Genomic DNA, 15,850 nt, shown 5'->3' with positions numbered 1-15,850 from the left:
TTATAGCCGATGAAATGATCTATATATTAAGGATTTGGCACAACAAAGAGAATGAAAGGAATTTATAACAAGGCGCTTCACACGGACAAATTATTCGCTGCGCTCGTTATTGGCTGGTGAGTGCAGCGATCGCCTGTGCCCCAGCATGGCCGATCCACACATACGCCAGTGCCCCGGGGATCATGCAGACCAGCGTGGCCGCTACGTAGCGCAGCAAGGGGATTCGGGTCAGGTCGAGCGCGTAGTTGAACAGATTGAAAGGGAGCAGCGGGACCAAGCGGGTGAAGGCCACGAAGCGCCACGGCGGCCAGGAGCTGCGCGACCAGACAAAGCAGTTTGCACAGCATCCAGAGCTGGGCCGCAAAGGGCGGCCGGGCTTTGCTACACTTGGCCACCGATTGCCACTGACCCGATATGCGTCGACGCCCGTGAATACCGAGACCGCATCATCCAATGGGGGCCTGCGAGGCCGGCTGATCCACTATGCCCTACTCATGCGGCTTCATCGCCCTGTGGGCACGTTGCTGCTGCTGTGGCCCACGCTCTGGGCCCTGTGGATTGCCGCCGAGGGGACTCCCGATCTACTGGTGCTGTTCGTCTTCGTGGCGGGCGTGGCCCTGATGCGGGCCGCCGGCTGCGCCATGAATGACTTCGCCGATCGACATATCGATGGGCGTGTCACCCGCACCCGGGATCGCCCCCTGGCTACGGGGCAGATCAGCCCCACTGAGGCCGTGGGGGTGGCGGTGGTGCTCTCCATCATCGCCTTTGGCCTGGTGTTGTTGATGAACCCACTGACCATTGCCCTGTCCGTGGTGGCAGTGCTGCTGGCGGGCACCTATCCCTTCATGAAGCGATTCCATCACCTGCCTCAGGTACACCTGGGCGCGGCCTTCGGCTGGGCCGTGCCCATGGCCTTCGCTGCCCAGACCGACGCCTTCCCTCCCCCCCTGGCCTGGCTGCTTTTTCTGGCCACCATCCTGTGGGCCACCGCCTACGACACCATGTACGCCATGGTGGATCGGCCCGATGATCTCAAGATCGGCGTGAAATCCAGCGCCATCCTGTTCGGGGAGTCGGATCGGAGCATCATCGGCCTGCTCCAGTTGCTGGTACTGGTAGCCCTGGTGCTGGTGGGCAGGCAGGCGGAACTGGGCATGATCTTCACCCTGAGCCTGGTGGCGGCGGCTGGCCTGGCCATCTACCAGCAGTATCTGATCCATGACCGCGACCCCAAGGGGTGTTTCAAGGCCTTTTTGAACAACAACTGGTTCGGGGCAGTGGTGTTTGCCGGGATTGCCCTGGATTACCTGGTTCGATCTACCCTTTAGCGGGCTCTGGCACTCGCGCCAGCACCCAGACATCCACCCGACGCACGCCGCGGGCCTTCAGCAGCCCAGCCAGTTCATTCAGGGTGGAGCCGGTGGTCATGACGTCATCCACCAGGGCCACATGAGCCGGCGCAAACCCCTCAGCCACCTGGAAGGCGCCACGCAGATTGCGTTGGCGATGGTTGGCGGTGAGCTTCTGCTGGGGCGGCGTGGCCCGGGCCCGACGCACCGCAAGGATCTCCAGCGGGCAGTTCAGGACGCGGCTGAGCGGGCGCGCCAGTTCCAGCGCCTGGTTGAAGCCCCGCTCCCGTAGCCGATGAGCATGCAGCGGCACGGGGATCACACAATCAGGGCGTGTCACCCGGGGCCCCAGTTCCCGGGCCATGAGTTCGCCCAGCAGCCGTCCCTGGTTAAGACGGCCTTGGAACTTGAAGCGCCCCACCAGATCATCCACCGGCCAGACGTAGGTGAGGGCCGCCCAGGTGCGATCAAAGGCGGGGGGATGGCTCAGACAATGGCCGCACAGGTGGCTTGCATCACCCATCAGGGGCAGCCCGCAACGGGGGCATGGGCCGCTCGGGCGCGGCAATTCCGCGGCACACGGCCCGCAAAGATCCATCCCCTCGTGCCCAGGGGCCCCGCACAACAGGCACACGGGCGGGTAGATTCGCTCGATCCAGGCAGCGCCCAGGCGCCGCGCACCGGCCATCAGTCGATTCACTTCCCTGTCACCTCGCTATGGGTTGAGGTATATTCTCGGTTTGCCCGTTACCGACGTACCCCTTGGGGTGCCAGCGACTGAACGGGCTGGCCGTCGTCCTTAGGTGTTCAAGTATGTCCCAGCCCGCCGCCACCCGTCATGTATCAGCGCGTGCCTGTGCCGGATCGGCCAAGCTGTTCAACTATGGCACCATCATTGCCGTCACCGTGGCCGGTGTGCCCCTGTTCCTGGTGACCGGTGAGGTGGGCGTGGCCACCATCATCGCGGCCATCATGGGGATTGTGCCCCTGGTGCTGTGGTTCGGTGGCTCCATGCTGGTATATGCCCTGAATCGGCACCACCCGGATGAGCGGGTGGGGTATTACACCCAGCAGGCGGCTTATCGCTACTACGCCTTCATGGGAGCGCTGATTGTCATCGGCACCTTCTTCCCGCCCGAGATCTTCTATTTCCGGATCTACTGGCTGGTGGCCGCACTCATCATCATTCCCTGGTCGATCCGCGACATCATCCGGATCAACCGGGAGCATTGGCAAGACGTCGAGATTCCCAAGGAGCCTGACCATGGCTGAAACCCGTCACGACTGGACGGTGGACGAGATCCTCACCCTGCTGGATCGTCCCTTCAATGACCTGCTGTTCGAGGCCCATACTCTTCACCGGGCCCATTTCGATCCCAACCAGGTGCAGGTGAGCCGCCTGCTCTCCATCAAGACCGGCGCCTGTTCCGAGGACTGTGGCTATTGCTCCCAGAGCGCCCACAACGACGCCGATGTGGAGCGTGAGCGACTGCTGCCGGTGGAAGAGGTGCTGGCCGAGGCTCGCAAGGCCAAGGACGAGGGGGCCACACGCTTCTGCATGGGGGCCGCCTGGCGCAACCCCACGGACAAGAACCTGGAGCGGGTGATCGAGATGGTGCGGGGCGTGCGGGAGATGGGCCTGGAGACCTGCATGACCCTGGGCATGCTCACCGAGATGCAGGCCAAACGCCTCAAGGACTCCGGCCTGGACTACTACAATCACAATCTGGATACCTCTCCGGAGTATTACGGCGAGGTGATCACCACCCGCACCTATCAGGATCGCCTGGATACCCTGACCCATGTGCGTGAGGCCGGGATCAACGTCTGTTCCGGCGGCATCCTGGGTATGGGCGAGTCCCGTCGCGATCGGGCCAGCCTGCTGCAGCAACTGGCCAACCTGCCGCGCCATCCGGAATCCGTGCCCATCAATAATCTGGTGCCGGTGGAGGGCACCCCCATGGCCAACGCCGAGCCGGTGGATCCGCTGGAGTTCGTGCGGGTGGTGGCCGTGGCCCGGATCGTCATGCCCACCTCCCATGTGCGCCTGTCCGCCGGCCGCAGCGAGATGAGTGACGAGATGCAGGCCCTGTGCTTCTTTGCCGGCGCCAACTCCATCTTTTACGGCGAGAAACTGCTCACCACCGCCAATGCCACGGAAAACCACGACCAGCAGCTCTTCCGTCGTCTGGGTGTGAACACCCTGGAGATGGAGCACAAGGCGGGCGACGAAACCCAGGTCGCGTGACCCGGGATCTCAAGGTACCTCTGCAGGCCCTGCGCAGCGAGCACCGGTACCGGTCGCGGCGCATCCTGGAGGGGCCCCAGCAGCCGGAGCAGAGGATCGACGGCCGGTCGGTGCTGGCCTTTTGCAGTAACGATTACCTGGGCCTGGCCAACCATCCACAGGTGATTCAGGCCCTCCGGCGGGGGGCCGATACCTATGGCGTGGGCGCCGGCGCGGCTCACCTGGTGAATGGCCATACCCGGGCTCATCATGCCCTGGAAGATGAGCTGGCCGCCTTTACCGGCCGGGATCGGGCGTTGCTCTTTTCCACCGGCTACATGGCCAATCTGGGCGTGGCCCAGGCCCTGCTGCGCCGGAGTGATCGATTGTTCGAGGACCGCCTGAACCACGCCTCGCTGATTGACGCCGCCATGGTCAGTGGTGCCCGGCTCAGCCGCTATCATCATGCCGATGCCGGGGATCTGGCCCGCCGTCTGGGCAAGGCTGCCAGGGAGGGGGATCGCGAGACCCTCATCAGTACCGATGCGGTATTCTCCATGGATGGCAACCTGGCGCCGCTGGAGACCCTGGCCTCGCTGGCCGATACCCATGGCTGCTGGCTGATGGCCGACGATGCCCATGGTATCGGTGTACTGGGCCAGCAGGGGTCAGGCACCCTGGAATATCTGGGGCTCACCCAGGCCCAGGTGCCCATCCTCATGGGCACCCTGGGCAAGGCGCTGGGTACATCGGGTGCCTTCGTGGCCGGCCCTGATGATCTGATCGAAACCCTGATCCAGTCAGCACGCACCTATATCTATACCACCGCCATGCCCGCCGCCGTGGCCGAGGCTACCCGAGCCTCGCTGCGCATCGTGCAGCAAGAACCCGAACGCCGGCGTCATTTGCGGGCCCTGGTGGAGCATTTTCGTGATGGGGTAGGGCAGTTGGGCCTTGAACTCATGGAGAGCACCACGCCCATTCAACCCATCGTGGTCGGGGCCTCGGAGAAGGCCCTGCAGTGGAGCGATGCCCTGCTTCAACAGGGGTTGCTGGTGCCGGCCATTCGTCCCCCCACCGTTCCTCAGGGCCGCGCACGGCTGCGTGTCACCCTCAGCGCGACGCATTCCAGAACCCAGGTGGACCGCCTGTTGCAGGCCCTGGCAGGGCTGGTTGGCACCGCCTGAAACATCGTGGGTCGGGGCATTGCAAGGGCCCAAGACCCGATATCCCTCAAAAAACCCTATTAATTGGCTTGTAATACCTCCTCCACGGCCTACAAAATCGGGCGACTGTGCTTTCTTTTTTCTGGCCGGTCAGATTTTGTTACCGGGAAGCGGCCCGTAGCCCGAATACAACCGGACCCTTGCCCGGATTTCAATTCAATCCGACGGAGGGATGTTGCTATGGCGGAAGTATTGATCATGCTGGTGTTCGCCGGAGCGGCGATCGTGTTCTACACGCAGTATCGTGCCCGGGTGGATCTACCACCGCCCAATTCCGGTGCCTATGAGCGGGAAGATAAGCTGTTTTCCCCCAAGGAAGTTGAAGTTCTCAAGGCCCTTGAGGAGAGCTTTGCCAACGATCACCGTATCTATCCCAGTCTCCTGGCCAGCGAAGTCATCGCGGTCAAGCCCACACCCGATCAGCCCCTGAAACAAACGGCCCAGAAGCGCATCGATGATGAAACCTTCGACTTTGTGCTTTGCAAGAAGGACAGCTTTGATGTGGTGTGCGCGATTCGTTGTCGCAGTGCTCAGCGTAAGGGTTTGGTGCACGACCCGGACGACTTCCTGGAAGAGGTTTGTGCCCACATCGAACTGCCCCTGGGGGTGATCCGCATCGATCAGCCGATTACGGCCGCCAAGGCAAAAACAGCGGTGGAAGAGGCCATCAAGGCCGTGGCCGACCGGGCCGAGGAAGCCAAGGCGCGCAAGGCCCGGGCTGAGGAGCAGAGAAAGAAGGCCGCCGAGGAGAAAAAGGCTGCCCAGGCTAAAAAGGCTGCCGCGAAGTCCGGCCCCGCTGGTCGCCCGGTACCCTCCAAAGCAGCTGCGCCTTCAACTGCCAAGCCCGAAAGCAAACCCGAGCCCAAGTCAGAGCCCAAGCCTGAAACCAAACCAGAGGTAAAGGCTGAAGCCAAGCCGCCAGAGACTCCGGCAGGGCAGGGTGCTGCCGCGGCCCCGGCCGGTGAACCGGCCAAAACGGCCGGCAAGACCGATGAGCCTGCCAAGCCCCGGAGTGGCCCGGTGAGCTCGCCCAGCAGCAGTTCCTGAGGGCCAACCTTCATGACCCGCGGACGCCCCCGGCGTCCCGGGTTCTTCCCGGGGGCCGTCATCGATCCATAGCAAGCCCCTGAAACACCTTGACGATTCGTGTATACTGTGCGCGACTTCAAGAAATTATCGGCCACTCAGGGCGTGGACTAGCCGAACGTATCCGATCCCATCAAGGGACCACGCCCGGCAGCCCGCGTACCATCCTGCACTGACGATCCGGGGTTGCGGCCTCACCGGTGATCACCGGCTGGGTTCCCGCCAATCTGCATCAACGGAAGCAGCCCGAATAACGTCTCGGCCCTGGCTGTCTGGTCGACACACCGATTCACTTCATCATAAGCCCCGGGAATGGACTGCAATTCCCCATTCCCATGCGTGCGAGGTACAACCATGTCCAATAAAGAAGATCTCATCGAAATGGAAGGCACCGTCACTGACGTGATGCCCGATCAGCGTTTCAAGGTGGAACTGGACAATGGCGTCCATGTTCAGGCCTACGCCTCCGGCAAGATGCGTCGCTACCGCATCCGCGTGGTCAGCGGCGACAAGGTCAAGCTGGAAATGTCCCCCTACGACCTCACCAAGGGTCGCATCAGCTACCGTTACAAGCATTGATTGATCGGCGCTGCGGTCGCGAGCGCTGACGCGCCCCGCCGCTTTGCCCGCGCTGAGTTCCCCCCATCACAGGGGGGACCCAGGACTTCATTCCAGCTCTTCATCCCCCAGCCGCGTCTGGATCCGCACAGTGGACTCCAGGGTGCGGTGTACCGGGCAGCGATCGGCAATCTGGAGCAGCCGCCTGCGCTGGTCGTCCGTGAGATCCCCATCCAGGGTGATTTCCCGCTCGAACTGGTCCCTCTGAGCAGGCCTGCCGCCGTCCTCGTTCTCCTCTTCCACCTTGCGATGCCGCAGGCGCACCGAGACGTGCTCCAAAGCCAGTTCCTTGCGCTGCGCATACATGCGTAGCGTCATGCTCGTGCAGGCACCCAGGCCCGCCATGAGGAACTCATAGGGGGCCGGGCCCTGATCCTTTCCGCCCGTGGACTCGGGTTCGTCTGCTGTGATCCGGTGGGGGCCGATCTCGACGGTCTGTGCGTAGGGACCCACACCGTTTTCCGCCACCAGCACGCCGCGCTCGTGATCCCCTGATTCCTCCCGTTCCGGTGGGTCCAGAAAGCGCTCGGCCCAGGCACTGAGCAGGGCCGCCACGTAGTTGGAATCCGCGGGGCGGGAGAGCATGTGGTCCACGTTATCCAGGGACACGAAGCTCTTGGGGTGCTTCGCAGCCCGGTAGATCTGTGCGGCGTGATCGATGGACACGATCTTGTCCTGAGGGGAATGAAAGATCATCAGGGGCCGACGCAGTTTTGCCACCTGATCCAGCACCTTGTGGTTGTCCAGATCCTCCAGGAACTGCCGCTGAATCCGGAACCGCTGGCCCGCCAGATTGACCTCGGATTCCCCTTGCTCCCGAATGGTCTCCAGGTTGTCATCGCCGAATAGATGGGTCACGTGGACCACGTCGCTGGGGGCGTTGATGGTGGCCACGGCGCGCACCTCGGGCACATCCTCCGCCATGGCCAGCACGGCCGCTCCGCCCAGGCTGTGACCAATGAGCAATTGCGGCGCCTGGTATTCCCGGCGCAGGTAGTCGGCCGCCCGGCGCAGGTCTTCCAGATTGGAACTGAAATTGGTGTTGGCAAAGTCGCCCTGGCTGTTGCCCAGCCCGGTGAAATCGAATCGCAGCAGGGCGATGCCGTGGGCCCGCAGTGCGGAACTCAGGCGCACCGCTGCAAGGATGTCCTTGGTACAACTGAAGCAGTGGGCGAACAGGGCATAGGCCCGGGGAGGGCCCTCGGGCATATCCAGGCGGGCGGAGAGTTCGGTGCCCTGGGAGCCGGGAAAGCGTATGCGGGGGTTGTGTGCTGTCATGGTTGTTATCTCCGGTGAGGTTGGCAGCGGTGCCATTGGGCGGGCAACAGGCCCGGATAGGAAGGCGCAGCAGCGCGCAGGCGTTCCTTTTTGTTGTTGTCCTCACTCATGTATCGAATCGCCCTTGAGTCCCCATAGCAGCCACCCCCCCAGCCCTACGATCACCGCCAGTGATCCCAGGTAGGCATGCCAGCCCAGCCCGTGATAGAGGTACCCTGGCAGAAACGAACCGGTGGCACCTCCCGCGTAGTAAAAGGCAATGTACAACCCATTGACCACCCCCCGCTGCTCATGATTTCCCCGATTGAGTACGCCGGGGGCCAGCGAGTGGATCAGGAACATGCCGGCACAGAGCACGAACATGCCCAAGAACATTACCCAAACCGCGCTGCCGGTGAAGAACAACAGGGCGGCCAGGAATACCACCGTGCCCAGGATCATGGTGTTCACCGTGCCACCAATGTAGTCCGACAGACGCAGCGAGAACAGGGAGGTGACCACACCCATGAGGTAACCGGCGTACATCAGGGCGATACCCGTCTCATTCAGGCCCGTGCCCAGTTCCACCAGACGGAACGGCAGGAAGTTCAGCAGGGAAGCAAAGGCTCCGAAGGCGCAGAAGACCACCAGGTAAAGGCGCAGATAGGTGGGTTCGCGCAGGACCTTCATGATGGCGCCCAGCTCCAGCCGCTGAAAATTGGCTGGCGGGTCGTTGCGCAGTCGCTGCAGCAGCAGCGCACACAGGGTAATGGCGCCGGCCAGGCACAGGAATGACCAGCGCCAGCCCAGGTGGGTGGAGATCAGCCCGGAGGTCATACGGCCTAAAAAACCCCCCATGACGCTGCCGGCGATGTACAGGGCCATGACGCGTGCCACCTGGCCCGGCGGGGCGCTGGCACCCAGGTAAGTCATCAGCGAGGTGAGCATGGCCGGGATGATCAGCCCCTGTGTCAGGCGCAACACCAGCAGCCACTCAAAACTGGTGACGAAGAAGGCCAGGGCCTGGGTGGCGGCCAGCAGCCAGGTGGCCGTGATCAGCAGGCGTCGAGCCGAAAAGCGTTGTAGCAGGAAACCATAGGCAATGGGTGCGATTGCCAGGGGCAGCAGTGCCACGGTGATCAGGAGCGATACTCGGGCCTCGCTCACCACGAAGGCATCGGCAAGCACCGGCAGCAGTGGCTGCGGGGCATACAGGGTGGAAAAGACCAGGATCGCGCAATACAGCACGATGGCAAGATGACGGGCAGGCAATGCGAATTCCCCGAAGCGATGCCCGGTTGCCGGGCGGGAGACAGGAAGGGTTGAAGGGCCAGCAAGCGGTCATTCGAGCGACCATGATACCCGAACTGACTCGGCTTGATCTGACGCTCGCGTCGATGTCCCCGGGTCTCCTCACGCAAGTGGCTTGCATGTCTTCGTGGCTATGCGACACTCATAGCAAGTCAATCCATCCATTCGCGGTGCGGCGCCCCTTCCTGCGTGCGCCGTGCGGGAGATCATGAATGAAACTCGAAAAGATCCTTTACGCCACCGATTTGTCTCCGGGTGCCGATGACGCCGGGCGCCGTGCCCTGCAACTGGCTCGGGACCACGGTGCCAACCTGCGGGTCATCAACGTGGTGAATGCGCCGGTGGTCAATGATGAAATCATGCGGCGCCTGCGCGGCAGCCCCGGTGACATGATGGCTGACCTGGCCGAAGCCACCGAAATGGCCATGCGCGACCGGATGCAAGCATTGGGGGCCTCGGATGAGGACGATATTGATTACCACTGCATTCAGGGGCAGGGTCACAAGCAGATCCTGGCGGAGGCCCGCACCTACGGAGCTGACCTCATGGTCGTGGGTTCTCATGGGGAGCGCACTCTGCAGGATGTCCTGCTGGGTACCACCACACAGAACCTGGTACACCACACGGATCGCCCCATTCTGGTGGTAAAGCGCCCGGTTGATGGCCCATACGAACGGGTGGTGGTGCCTGTGGATTTCTCCAAGCGCACCCGTTCTGCCCTGGAGCTGGGTGCATCACTTGCGCCTGGTCAGAAGATCCATGCCGTGCACGCCCACAACCTGGATGCCCTGGATAATGTTCTGCGTAACCGGGTGGATCGTGGTGAGGTGGACCGGATCAAATCCGAGGTGAGCGCAGAGCGCCAACAGGAACTGGACGCCTTTCTGGTCAGTTGTGATGTGAGTCCAGAGCAGGTGGAAAGTCACCTGCGCATGGGGTATGCCCCGGATGTGCTGGATCGTGCGGTGCTGGAATGGCAGGCGCAACTGGTGGTTATGGGCACCCACGGCCGCAATCGACTGCAGGATGCCTTGCTAGGGGGCGTGGCCCGGCGGGTGGTGCATCAGGTGAAGGATGCCGATGTGCTGCTGGTCAGGGCCTGACGTCCACCCTCACCCCAACCCCTCTCCCGCCAGCGGGAGAGGGGCTCAAGGTTCGAATCCTCAATCCGTCCCTGTCCTCAATATCTCCCCCGCTGCATCCGCCCCATCCCGGAACTGCAGCGCCGCCAGCCGGGCATACAGCCCCCCGGCTGCCACCAATTCGTCGTGGGTTCCCACCGCCACGATCTCCCCCTGATCCATGACCACGATTCGATCCGCCTTGCGCACGGTGGCCAGGCGATGGGCGATGATCAGGGTGGTGCGACCCTCCATCAACCGCTCCAGGGCCTCCTGCACCAGGCGTTCGCTTTCCGCATCCAGGGCGCTGGTGGCCTCGTCCAGTAGCAAAAGGGCCGGGTCGCGCAGAATGGCCCGGGCAATGGCGATGCGCTGACGCTGACCACCGGAGAGGCGTACCCCACGCTCGCCCAGATGGCTGTCAAACCCCTCCGGCAATTGATCCAGAAATTCACTGGCATGGGCGGCGTCAGCGGCGGCGCGGATCTGTTCCTGGGTAACTTCCTCCATGCCAAAGGCAATGTTTTCCCAGGCGTTGGCGCCGAAGATCACTGCATCCTGTGGCACCAGGGCCATGCGCTGACGCAGGGCTGGGGGGGCCGCCTCGCGCACATCCACGCCGTCAAAAAGGATTCGGCCCGATTCCGGGTCATAAAACCGTAATAGCAATTGCAGCACCGTGGATTTTCCCGCGCCGGAGGGCCCCACCAGGGCCACCTTCTCGCCCGGCTCCAGGGTGAGGGTGATGCCTGCCAGGGCAGGGGGTTCGGGCCTCGAGGGATAGCGGAACACCACCTGATCCAGAACCACCTGGCCCCGGGGTGGCTGTGGCAGCGCCTTGGGGTTGGGCGGTGGCTTGATGGTGGGTTCGGTGTCCAGCAGTTCCATGAGTCTTTCGGCGGCGCCGGCCGCGCGCAGCAGCTCACCAATGACCTCGCTCAGCGCGCCCACGGCGCCGGCCACCAGCACGGCGTAAAAGACAAAGGCCGCCAGTTGGCCATTGGTCATGCGCCCGGCCAGCACATCGTGCCCCCCCACCCACAGGACCAGGCTGATGGCGGTGAAGACCAGCAGCATGACCACCGCGCTGAGCAGGGCGCTGACCCGGGTGCGGCGGATGGCGGCATCGAAGGCCCGCTCCACCTGTCGACCGTAACGTACGGCATCCACTGCCTCATGACAGAAGGCCTGTACCGTGCGGATGCCGTATAGGGTCTCATCAATATAGGCGCCGATATCGGCCACCCGGTCCTGCGTCTGGCGCGATAGCTGACGTACGTGGCGCCCCAGTATCCAGATGGGGATGAATACCAGCGGCACCCCCATCATCACCCACAGGGTGAGTTTCGGGCTGGTAATGAACAGCATCACCAGGCCGCCGGCAAACAGCAAGGCATTGCGCATGGCAATGGCCAGTGTGGACCCCACCACCACCTGTACCAGGGAGGTGTCGGTGGTCAGGCGGGAGATCACCTCGCCGGTTCGGGTCATTTCGAAAAAGGCCGGGTCCAGGCGCAGCACCTTGGCGAACACGGCCCGCCGCAGGTCCGCCACCACCCGTTCGCCGATCCAGGTGACCAGGTACAGCCTGATGGCCACCGCTACGGCCATGACCAGCACAACCGTCAACAACAGTATCAACGCCAGGTTGAGGGCAGCGGCATTGCCGGCGGTGAGCCCCCGGTCGATCACCAGGCGCAGCACGGCCCCAAAGGCCAGTACCGCACCTGAGCCCATCACCAGGGCCGTGATGGCGGCCAGTACGCGCCATCGATGAGGTCGCACAAAGTCCAGCAGCCGACCCAGAACCCGCACATTCAGGCTGGTGGGGCGGTCGGAAAGTTCGTTAGAGGCATGTTCAGACACGGGATGATGATTCCTGCAGTGGCGTGAAACGGGTTCATGTTAACGCAGCCGCGCCTTTCATGGGCCACCGTGGGAGCGGCCCTCGGCTGCGAAAGTTCCACCTGCGCCTTCCACCTGCAGCCCCACACATTGGTCACGTCCCCGCGACTTGGTATGGTTTCATAGTCATCCTTCCTCCAAGGAGCCATCATTGTTCGATTGGCAGGCCCTCGCGGCCAGCGCCACCGCCTTGGGTGTATTCGGTTTTGCCGTGTACAGCGCCGGTCATGCGGTGATCTACAAACGCGACACCCGAGCGGTCATCGCCTGGGTGGGGCTGATCATGCTGCTGCCACTGCTGGGCTCCATCTTCTATTGGTTACTGGGCGTGAACCGTATCGCGCGCCAGGCACGCGCCCTTCGGCCTGACGCGCTGCACCGTGAGTCGGCTCCCATGAACGGCGCCATGCTGGTGCCCGAACGCTGGCAACGCCTGGCCAGGGCCGGTGATGCCCTCAGCCCCTTCAACCTGATGGCCGGCAACCACCTGCAGGCCCTGGTCAACGGTGAACAGGCCTACCCCGCCATGCTCAGTGCCATCCATGAGGCCGGTGCCAGCGTTTGCCTTTCCACCTATATCTTCGATCATGATCGGGTAGGCCTCGAATTTATCGAGGCCCTGGCGGCGGCGGCCTCCCGGGGGGTGGCTGTGCGTGTGCTCATTGATGGCGTGGGTGCTCGCTACAGCCGTCGCAGCGTGGTGCGGGAACTGCGTTCACGCGGGGTGCCGGCGCAGTTGTTCCTGCCCATGCATCTGCCGCGCAGCCTGGCGGCGTTCAATCTGCGCAACCATCGCAAACTCTTGATCGTGGACGGCACCGTCGGGTTCACCGGCGGCATGAATATCCGTGAGGGACATCGACGTCGTGCCCCTTACCCCTATGCCATCCAGGACATCCAGTTCCAGTTGCATGGCCCTGCAGTGGTGCAGATGCAGACCATCTTCAACGAAGACTGGCATTTTGCCTGTGGTGAGCACCTGGCCGGCGAGGCCTTCTTTCCTGCCCTGGAGCCTGCGGGCGAGGCCCTGGTCCGAGGCGTGGTGGATGGTCCCGATGAACACCGGGATCCGCTGCGCCAGTTGATGCATACGGCCCTGGCCGAAGCCCAGGAGCGCGTGGCGGTGATCACGCCGTATTTTCTGCCCGATGATGTGCTCATCTCGGCGCTCAATGCCGCCGCATTGCGCGGGGTGCGTGTGGATATCCTGCTCCCCTCCCGCAACAACCAGATGCTGGTGCACTGGGCTTCCCAGGCCCTGCATTGGCAGTTGCTGGAGCGGGGATGCCATATTTGGTTCACGCCGCCCCCCTTTGACCACACCAAGCTCCTGCTGGTGGACAGCCACTGGCTGCTGGTGGGCTCGGCTAACTGGGATCCGCGCAGTCTGCGATTGAACTTCGAGTTCGACGTGGAGTGTTACGACGTCGGGTTGGGCAGGCGACTGGCCGCCTGGGTGGACCAGCGCCTGGCCGATGCACGGCCTTTGACCCTGCGTGAGGCGGATCAACGCTCCTTGCCCATTCGACTGCGGGATGGCACGGCACGCCTGCTGACGCCTTATCTTTGATCAGGCAGGAACTCTCCGTGAAAGCCAAACGGCAGATGGAAGGGGAGGGTGGCTCGGGCCTGCTCCTCAAGGGTATGAGCATCCAGTACCAGCAGGCTGCTGGTGCTGGTGGCTGCCTCCAGGATCACGCTCAGCAGCACGCCATCGTCCTCATCGCTGGCCCCCGGCCGAGGCACGAACACCGGCTCACCGGGGTAGCAATCGGCCTCGTTCCAGATCAGATGGGTACCCTGGCGCACATCCACCTTGACCAGTTCGTCGGTGAGCGCACCGGGTACATGGTTGCCCGTGCCGTAGACATGGCGATAGTCTCGCCCGCTGCAGCGCTTCGCGTGAATACGCGGCAGCTCCAGGCCGCGCGCTGCGAGCCGGTTGCGAGTGGCCTTGCCCCGCTGTCTGTCCAGCGTGAAGCGCCACGCCTCTCCGCAGGCCGGCTCCTGCCAGCCTCGGCGCAGCGGCTCCAGATAGAGTCGGCGGATCACATCGTGGTCGGGATAGGCAGCCAGGTCCACCTGGAGTTGACCGGCCTCATCCTCGAAGGCATTGATATGGTGAAAGGCAAAGCAGGGCTCGCCCACGCAGGTGCCCAGGTGCGTGCCGCGGCGCTTGTCAAAGACCTGGAACCGGGTGCCCCGGTCCGGTTCCCAGCGGAAATTCTCGATGAAGGGCCGCCCCGTGAGTTGCATGTCCAGGGGGCGGATCACCAGAGGGAATTCGCTCAGGATCAGATGGTTTTCGGTCACCGCAAAGCTGTGCATGTAGGCCGGCGTCTTCACCGGCAGGCGCGCAATGATGCGGCGCTGGCGACTGCCCGCGGCGATGCGGTACAGCAGGTACTCGCTGGTCAGCGCGAACTGTATCCCGAAGCCATAAAGATCGCCGCTGTGGCCGTCCGTCATCGGATGGGCCGTGCTCATGTGCAGCGTGGTGTTGTCCGTGAAAGGCAGCACGCCCCGGGTCTCCAGGGTGTGCGCATCGAAGGCCACGGGGACGGGCGTTTCGGTGAGGCACACGGCATGGCCCGCCAGGTGGGCGATGTTCACATTGGCGTTGTCGGTGAGGTTGGGGCGGAACATGCCCCGCAGGCGCTTGAGCAGGGGGCGGTTGGTGTCGGTGGCAAACCCGGAGCCTTCGATGCGGCCGCTGCGCCGGGCCTGCTCCAGGGTGCGGGTGACCAGGTGTCGGTTACGAAACCCCACGCGACCCTCCCGCAGGGTGAATGCCTGCAGCATGGCCAGGCCATCGAACCAGTGTCGGCAGCGATAACCGCCCACCTCGAACAGGCCCGGACCATTGCGCAGCAGGACCCCCTCAAGCCAGTGGGGCAGTTGCCCACGCAATGGCAGGGACTCCTGTTCCAGTTCCCGTGCCTGAGAGGTCAGGCCCAGGTGATAGCCAACCGTTGCCGTCATATCAGCCCTCGCTCCGCGAACGATACCAGTTCATCGCCGACGATGATGTGATCCAGCACGCGCACATCCACCAGCCCCAGAGCGTCGCGCAGACGCTCCGTGATGCTCTGGTCGGCGCGGGAGGGCTCGGCAATGCCCGAGGGATGATTGTGGGCCAGAATCAGAGCCGCTGCATTGTGATGCAGGGCCCGGCGCACCACCTCCCGAGGGTGGACGCTGGCCCCGTCAATGGTGCCACGAAACAGCTCCTCAAAGGCCAGCACCCGGTGACGGTTGTCCAGGAACACGCAGGCAAAGACCTCGAAGGGGTAGTCCCTGAGCCTTGCTGCCAGGTAACGACGGGTGTGCTCCGGGCTGGTGATGGCATCGCCCCGCTTGAGGCTCTCGGACAGGTGACGGCGGCCCATCTCCAGCACCGCCTGTAGCTGGGCGTACTTGGCCTCGCCCAGGCCCCGGGCGCTGCAGAAGTCCTTGATGTCCGCCTGCAGCAGCGGTCTGAGTCCGCCAAAGCGACTGAGTAGATCCCGGGCCAGATCCACGGCAGTAAACCCGGTCACGCCGGTGCGCAAAAAGATGGCCAGCAATTCCGCATCGGACAGGGCCTCGGGCCCCTGGGCCAGGAGTTTTTCACGGGGCCGCTCACTGGCGGGCCAGTCGGTGATTCGCATGGTTCAACCTCCTTGTCTGTCGTCTCTTTCGATGATGAAAGACACGCTCCAAGCCCCTCTCCCCAGTGGGGAGAGGGGGTGGGGCGAGGACCGGCAC

Annotated in this window: 14 protein-coding genes and 1 pseudogene; 8 read left to right on the top strand and 7 right to left on the bottom strand. The window is 63.5% G+C overall.

All coding sequences use genetic code 11. The features are described from left to right. Positions 1 to 124: 124 nt before the first annotated feature. Positions 125 to 301 (bottom strand): annotated as a pseudogene (locus LPW29_RS09155) (VTT domain-containing protein); the annotation flags it as partial. A 127-nt stretch (positions 302 to 428) separates the two neighbouring features. Here LPW29_RS09155 and ubiA point away from each other — a divergent pair. After that, positions 429 to 1,331 (top strand): 4-hydroxybenzoate octaprenyltransferase, encoded by a 903-nt coding sequence (ubiA, locus tag LPW29_RS09150; RefSeq protein ID WP_338018687.1) that lies wholly within the window; start codon positions 429 to 431, stop codon positions 1,329 to 1,331. On the opposite strand, the gene LPW29_RS09145 is transcribed toward ubiA, so the two are convergent. Then, positions 1,321 to 2,040 carry a ComF family protein gene (locus LPW29_RS09145; RefSeq protein WP_255705560.1) on the bottom strand — a complete coding sequence of 240 codons (720 nt, stop codon included), beginning with the start codon at positions 2,038 to 2,040 and terminating at the stop codon, positions 1,321 to 1,323. The genes ubiA and LPW29_RS09145 overlap by 11 nt on opposite strands. A 125-nt stretch (positions 2,041 to 2,165) precedes the next feature. Between LPW29_RS09145 and LPW29_RS09135 the strand changes: the two genes are divergently transcribed. The 5 genes from LPW29_RS09135 (at position 2,166) to infA (ending at position 6,470) form a co-directional block, all read left to right on the top strand. Beyond that, a complete protein-coding gene (locus LPW29_RS09135) occupies positions 2,166 to 2,624 on the top strand; it encodes a hypothetical protein (RefSeq protein ID WP_090254933.1) in 459 nt (152 codons plus the stop codon). Then, positions 2,617 to 3,600 (top strand): biotin synthase BioB, encoded by a 984-nt coding sequence (bioB, locus tag LPW29_RS09130; RefSeq protein WP_238627749.1) that lies wholly within the window; start codon positions 2,617 to 2,619, stop codon positions 3,598 to 3,600. Before LPW29_RS09135 ends, bioB begins: the two co-directional genes overlap by 8 nt. After that, on the top strand, positions 3,597 to 4,766 hold the full coding sequence (bioF, locus tag LPW29_RS09125; protein ID WP_238627748.1) for an 8-amino-7-oxononanoate synthase: 1,170 nt from the start codon (positions 3,597 to 3,599) through the stop codon (positions 4,764 to 4,766). The genes bioB and bioF overlap by 4 nt, the downstream gene beginning before the upstream one ends. A 219-nt stretch (positions 4,767 to 4,985) precedes the next feature. Next, the gene (locus LPW29_RS09120; protein WP_238627747.1) at positions 4,986 to 5,852 is read left to right on the top strand and encodes a DUF2726 domain-containing protein; all 867 of its coding nucleotides are present in this window, start codon (positions 4,986 to 4,988) and stop codon (positions 5,850 to 5,852) included. A 393-nt stretch (positions 5,853 to 6,245) separates the two neighbouring features. Further along, positions 6,246 to 6,470, top strand: a complete 225-nt coding sequence (gene infA / locus LPW29_RS09115) for a translation initiation factor IF-1 (protein ID WP_025280272.1) — start codon at positions 6,246 to 6,248, stop codon at positions 6,468 to 6,470. A gap of 87 nt (positions 6,471 to 6,557) precedes the next feature. Here the strand turns inward: infA and LPW29_RS09110 are convergent, their stop codons facing one another. Continuing rightward, positions 6,558 to 7,787: a bifunctional alpha/beta hydrolase/OsmC family protein gene (locus LPW29_RS09110; protein ID WP_238627746.1), complete on the bottom strand. Its 1,230-nt coding sequence runs from the start codon at positions 7,785 to 7,787 to the stop codon at positions 6,558 to 6,560. Positions 7,788 to 7,889: 102 nt separating this feature from the next. Continuing rightward, positions 7,890 to 9,038: an MFS transporter gene (locus LPW29_RS09105; RefSeq protein WP_238627745.1), complete on the bottom strand. Its 1,149-nt coding sequence runs from the start codon at positions 9,036 to 9,038 to the stop codon at positions 7,890 to 7,892. 251 nt (positions 9,039 to 9,289) lie between these two features. On the opposite strand from LPW29_RS09105, the gene LPW29_RS09100 reads away from it, so the two are divergent. Beyond that, positions 9,290 to 10,180, top strand: a complete 891-nt coding sequence (locus tag LPW29_RS09100; protein ID WP_238627744.1) for a universal stress protein — start codon at positions 9,290 to 9,292, stop codon at positions 10,178 to 10,180. Between the two features lie 60 nt (positions 10,181 to 10,240). Here the strand turns inward: LPW29_RS09100 and LPW29_RS09095 are convergent, their stop codons facing one another. Next, positions 10,241 to 12,064, bottom strand: a complete 1,824-nt coding sequence (locus LPW29_RS09095; RefSeq protein WP_238627743.1) for an ABC transporter transmembrane domain-containing protein — start codon at positions 12,062 to 12,064, stop codon at positions 10,241 to 10,243. A gap of 190 nt (positions 12,065 to 12,254) precedes the next feature. On the opposite strand from LPW29_RS09095, the gene LPW29_RS09090 reads away from it, so the two are divergent. Beyond that, entirely contained in the window at positions 12,255 to 13,673 is a 1,419-nt protein-coding gene (locus LPW29_RS09090) for a phospholipase D-like domain-containing protein (protein WP_238627742.1), read from the top strand. Here LPW29_RS09090 and LPW29_RS09085 read toward each other — a convergent pair. Both LPW29_RS09085 and radC read right to left on the bottom strand, forming a co-directional pair. Beyond that, positions 13,664 to 15,085: a carotenoid oxygenase family protein gene (locus LPW29_RS09085; RefSeq protein ID WP_238627741.1), complete on the bottom strand. Its 1,422-nt coding sequence runs from the start codon at positions 15,083 to 15,085 to the stop codon at positions 13,664 to 13,666. The two genes, LPW29_RS09090 and LPW29_RS09085, sit on opposite strands and share 10 nt — an antisense overlap. After that, positions 15,082 to 15,753 (bottom strand): RadC family protein, encoded by a 672-nt coding sequence (gene radC, locus LPW29_RS09080; protein ID WP_090254916.1) that lies wholly within the window; start codon positions 15,751 to 15,753, stop codon positions 15,082 to 15,084. The genes LPW29_RS09085 and radC overlap by 4 nt, the downstream gene beginning before the upstream one ends. Between the last annotated feature and the right edge of the window lie 97 nt (positions 15,754 to 15,850).

This window comes from Ectothiorhodospira sp. 9100, from assembly GCF_022227565.1.
Lineage (GTDB): Bacteria > Pseudomonadota > Gammaproteobacteria > Ectothiorhodospirales > Ectothiorhodospiraceae > Ectothiorhodospira > Ectothiorhodospira marina.
Note: the sequence above shows the minus strand (reverse complement) of the source record. Positions and strands in the feature narration are given on the sequence as shown.

Excerpts from the sequence above, each read along its gene's own strand:
- LPW29_RS09145 (WP_255705560.1), bottom strand. The coding sequence starts at position 2,040 with ATGGCCGGTGCGCGGCGCCTGGGCGCTGCCTGGATCGAGCGAATCTAC.
- LPW29_RS09135 (WP_090254933.1), top strand. The coding sequence starts at position 2,166 with ATGTCCCAGCCCGCCGCCACCCGTCATGTATCAGCGCGTGCCTGTGCC.
- bioB (WP_238627749.1), top strand. The coding sequence starts at position 2,617 with ATGGCTGAAACCCGTCACGACTGGACGGTGGACGAGATCCTCACCCTG.
- LPW29_RS09120 (WP_238627747.1), top strand. The coding sequence starts at position 4,986 with ATGGCGGAAGTATTGATCATGCTGGTGTTCGCCGGAGCGGCGATCGTG.
- infA (WP_025280272.1), top strand. The coding sequence starts at position 6,246 with ATGTCCAATAAAGAAGATCTCATCGAAATGGAAGGCACCGTCACTGAC.
- LPW29_RS09110 (WP_238627746.1), bottom strand. The coding sequence starts at position 7,787 with ATGACAGCACACAACCCCCGCATACGCTTTCCCGGCTCCCAGGGCACC.
- LPW29_RS09100 (WP_238627744.1), top strand. The coding sequence starts at position 9,290 with ATGAAACTCGAAAAGATCCTTTACGCCACCGATTTGTCTCCGGGTGCC.
- LPW29_RS09085 (WP_238627741.1), bottom strand. The coding sequence starts at position 15,085 with ATGACGGCAACGGTTGGCTATCACCTGGGCCTGACCTCTCAGGCACGG.
- radC (WP_090254916.1), bottom strand. The coding sequence starts at position 15,753 with ATGCGAATCACCGACTGGCCCGCCAGTGAGCGGCCCCGTGAAAAACTC.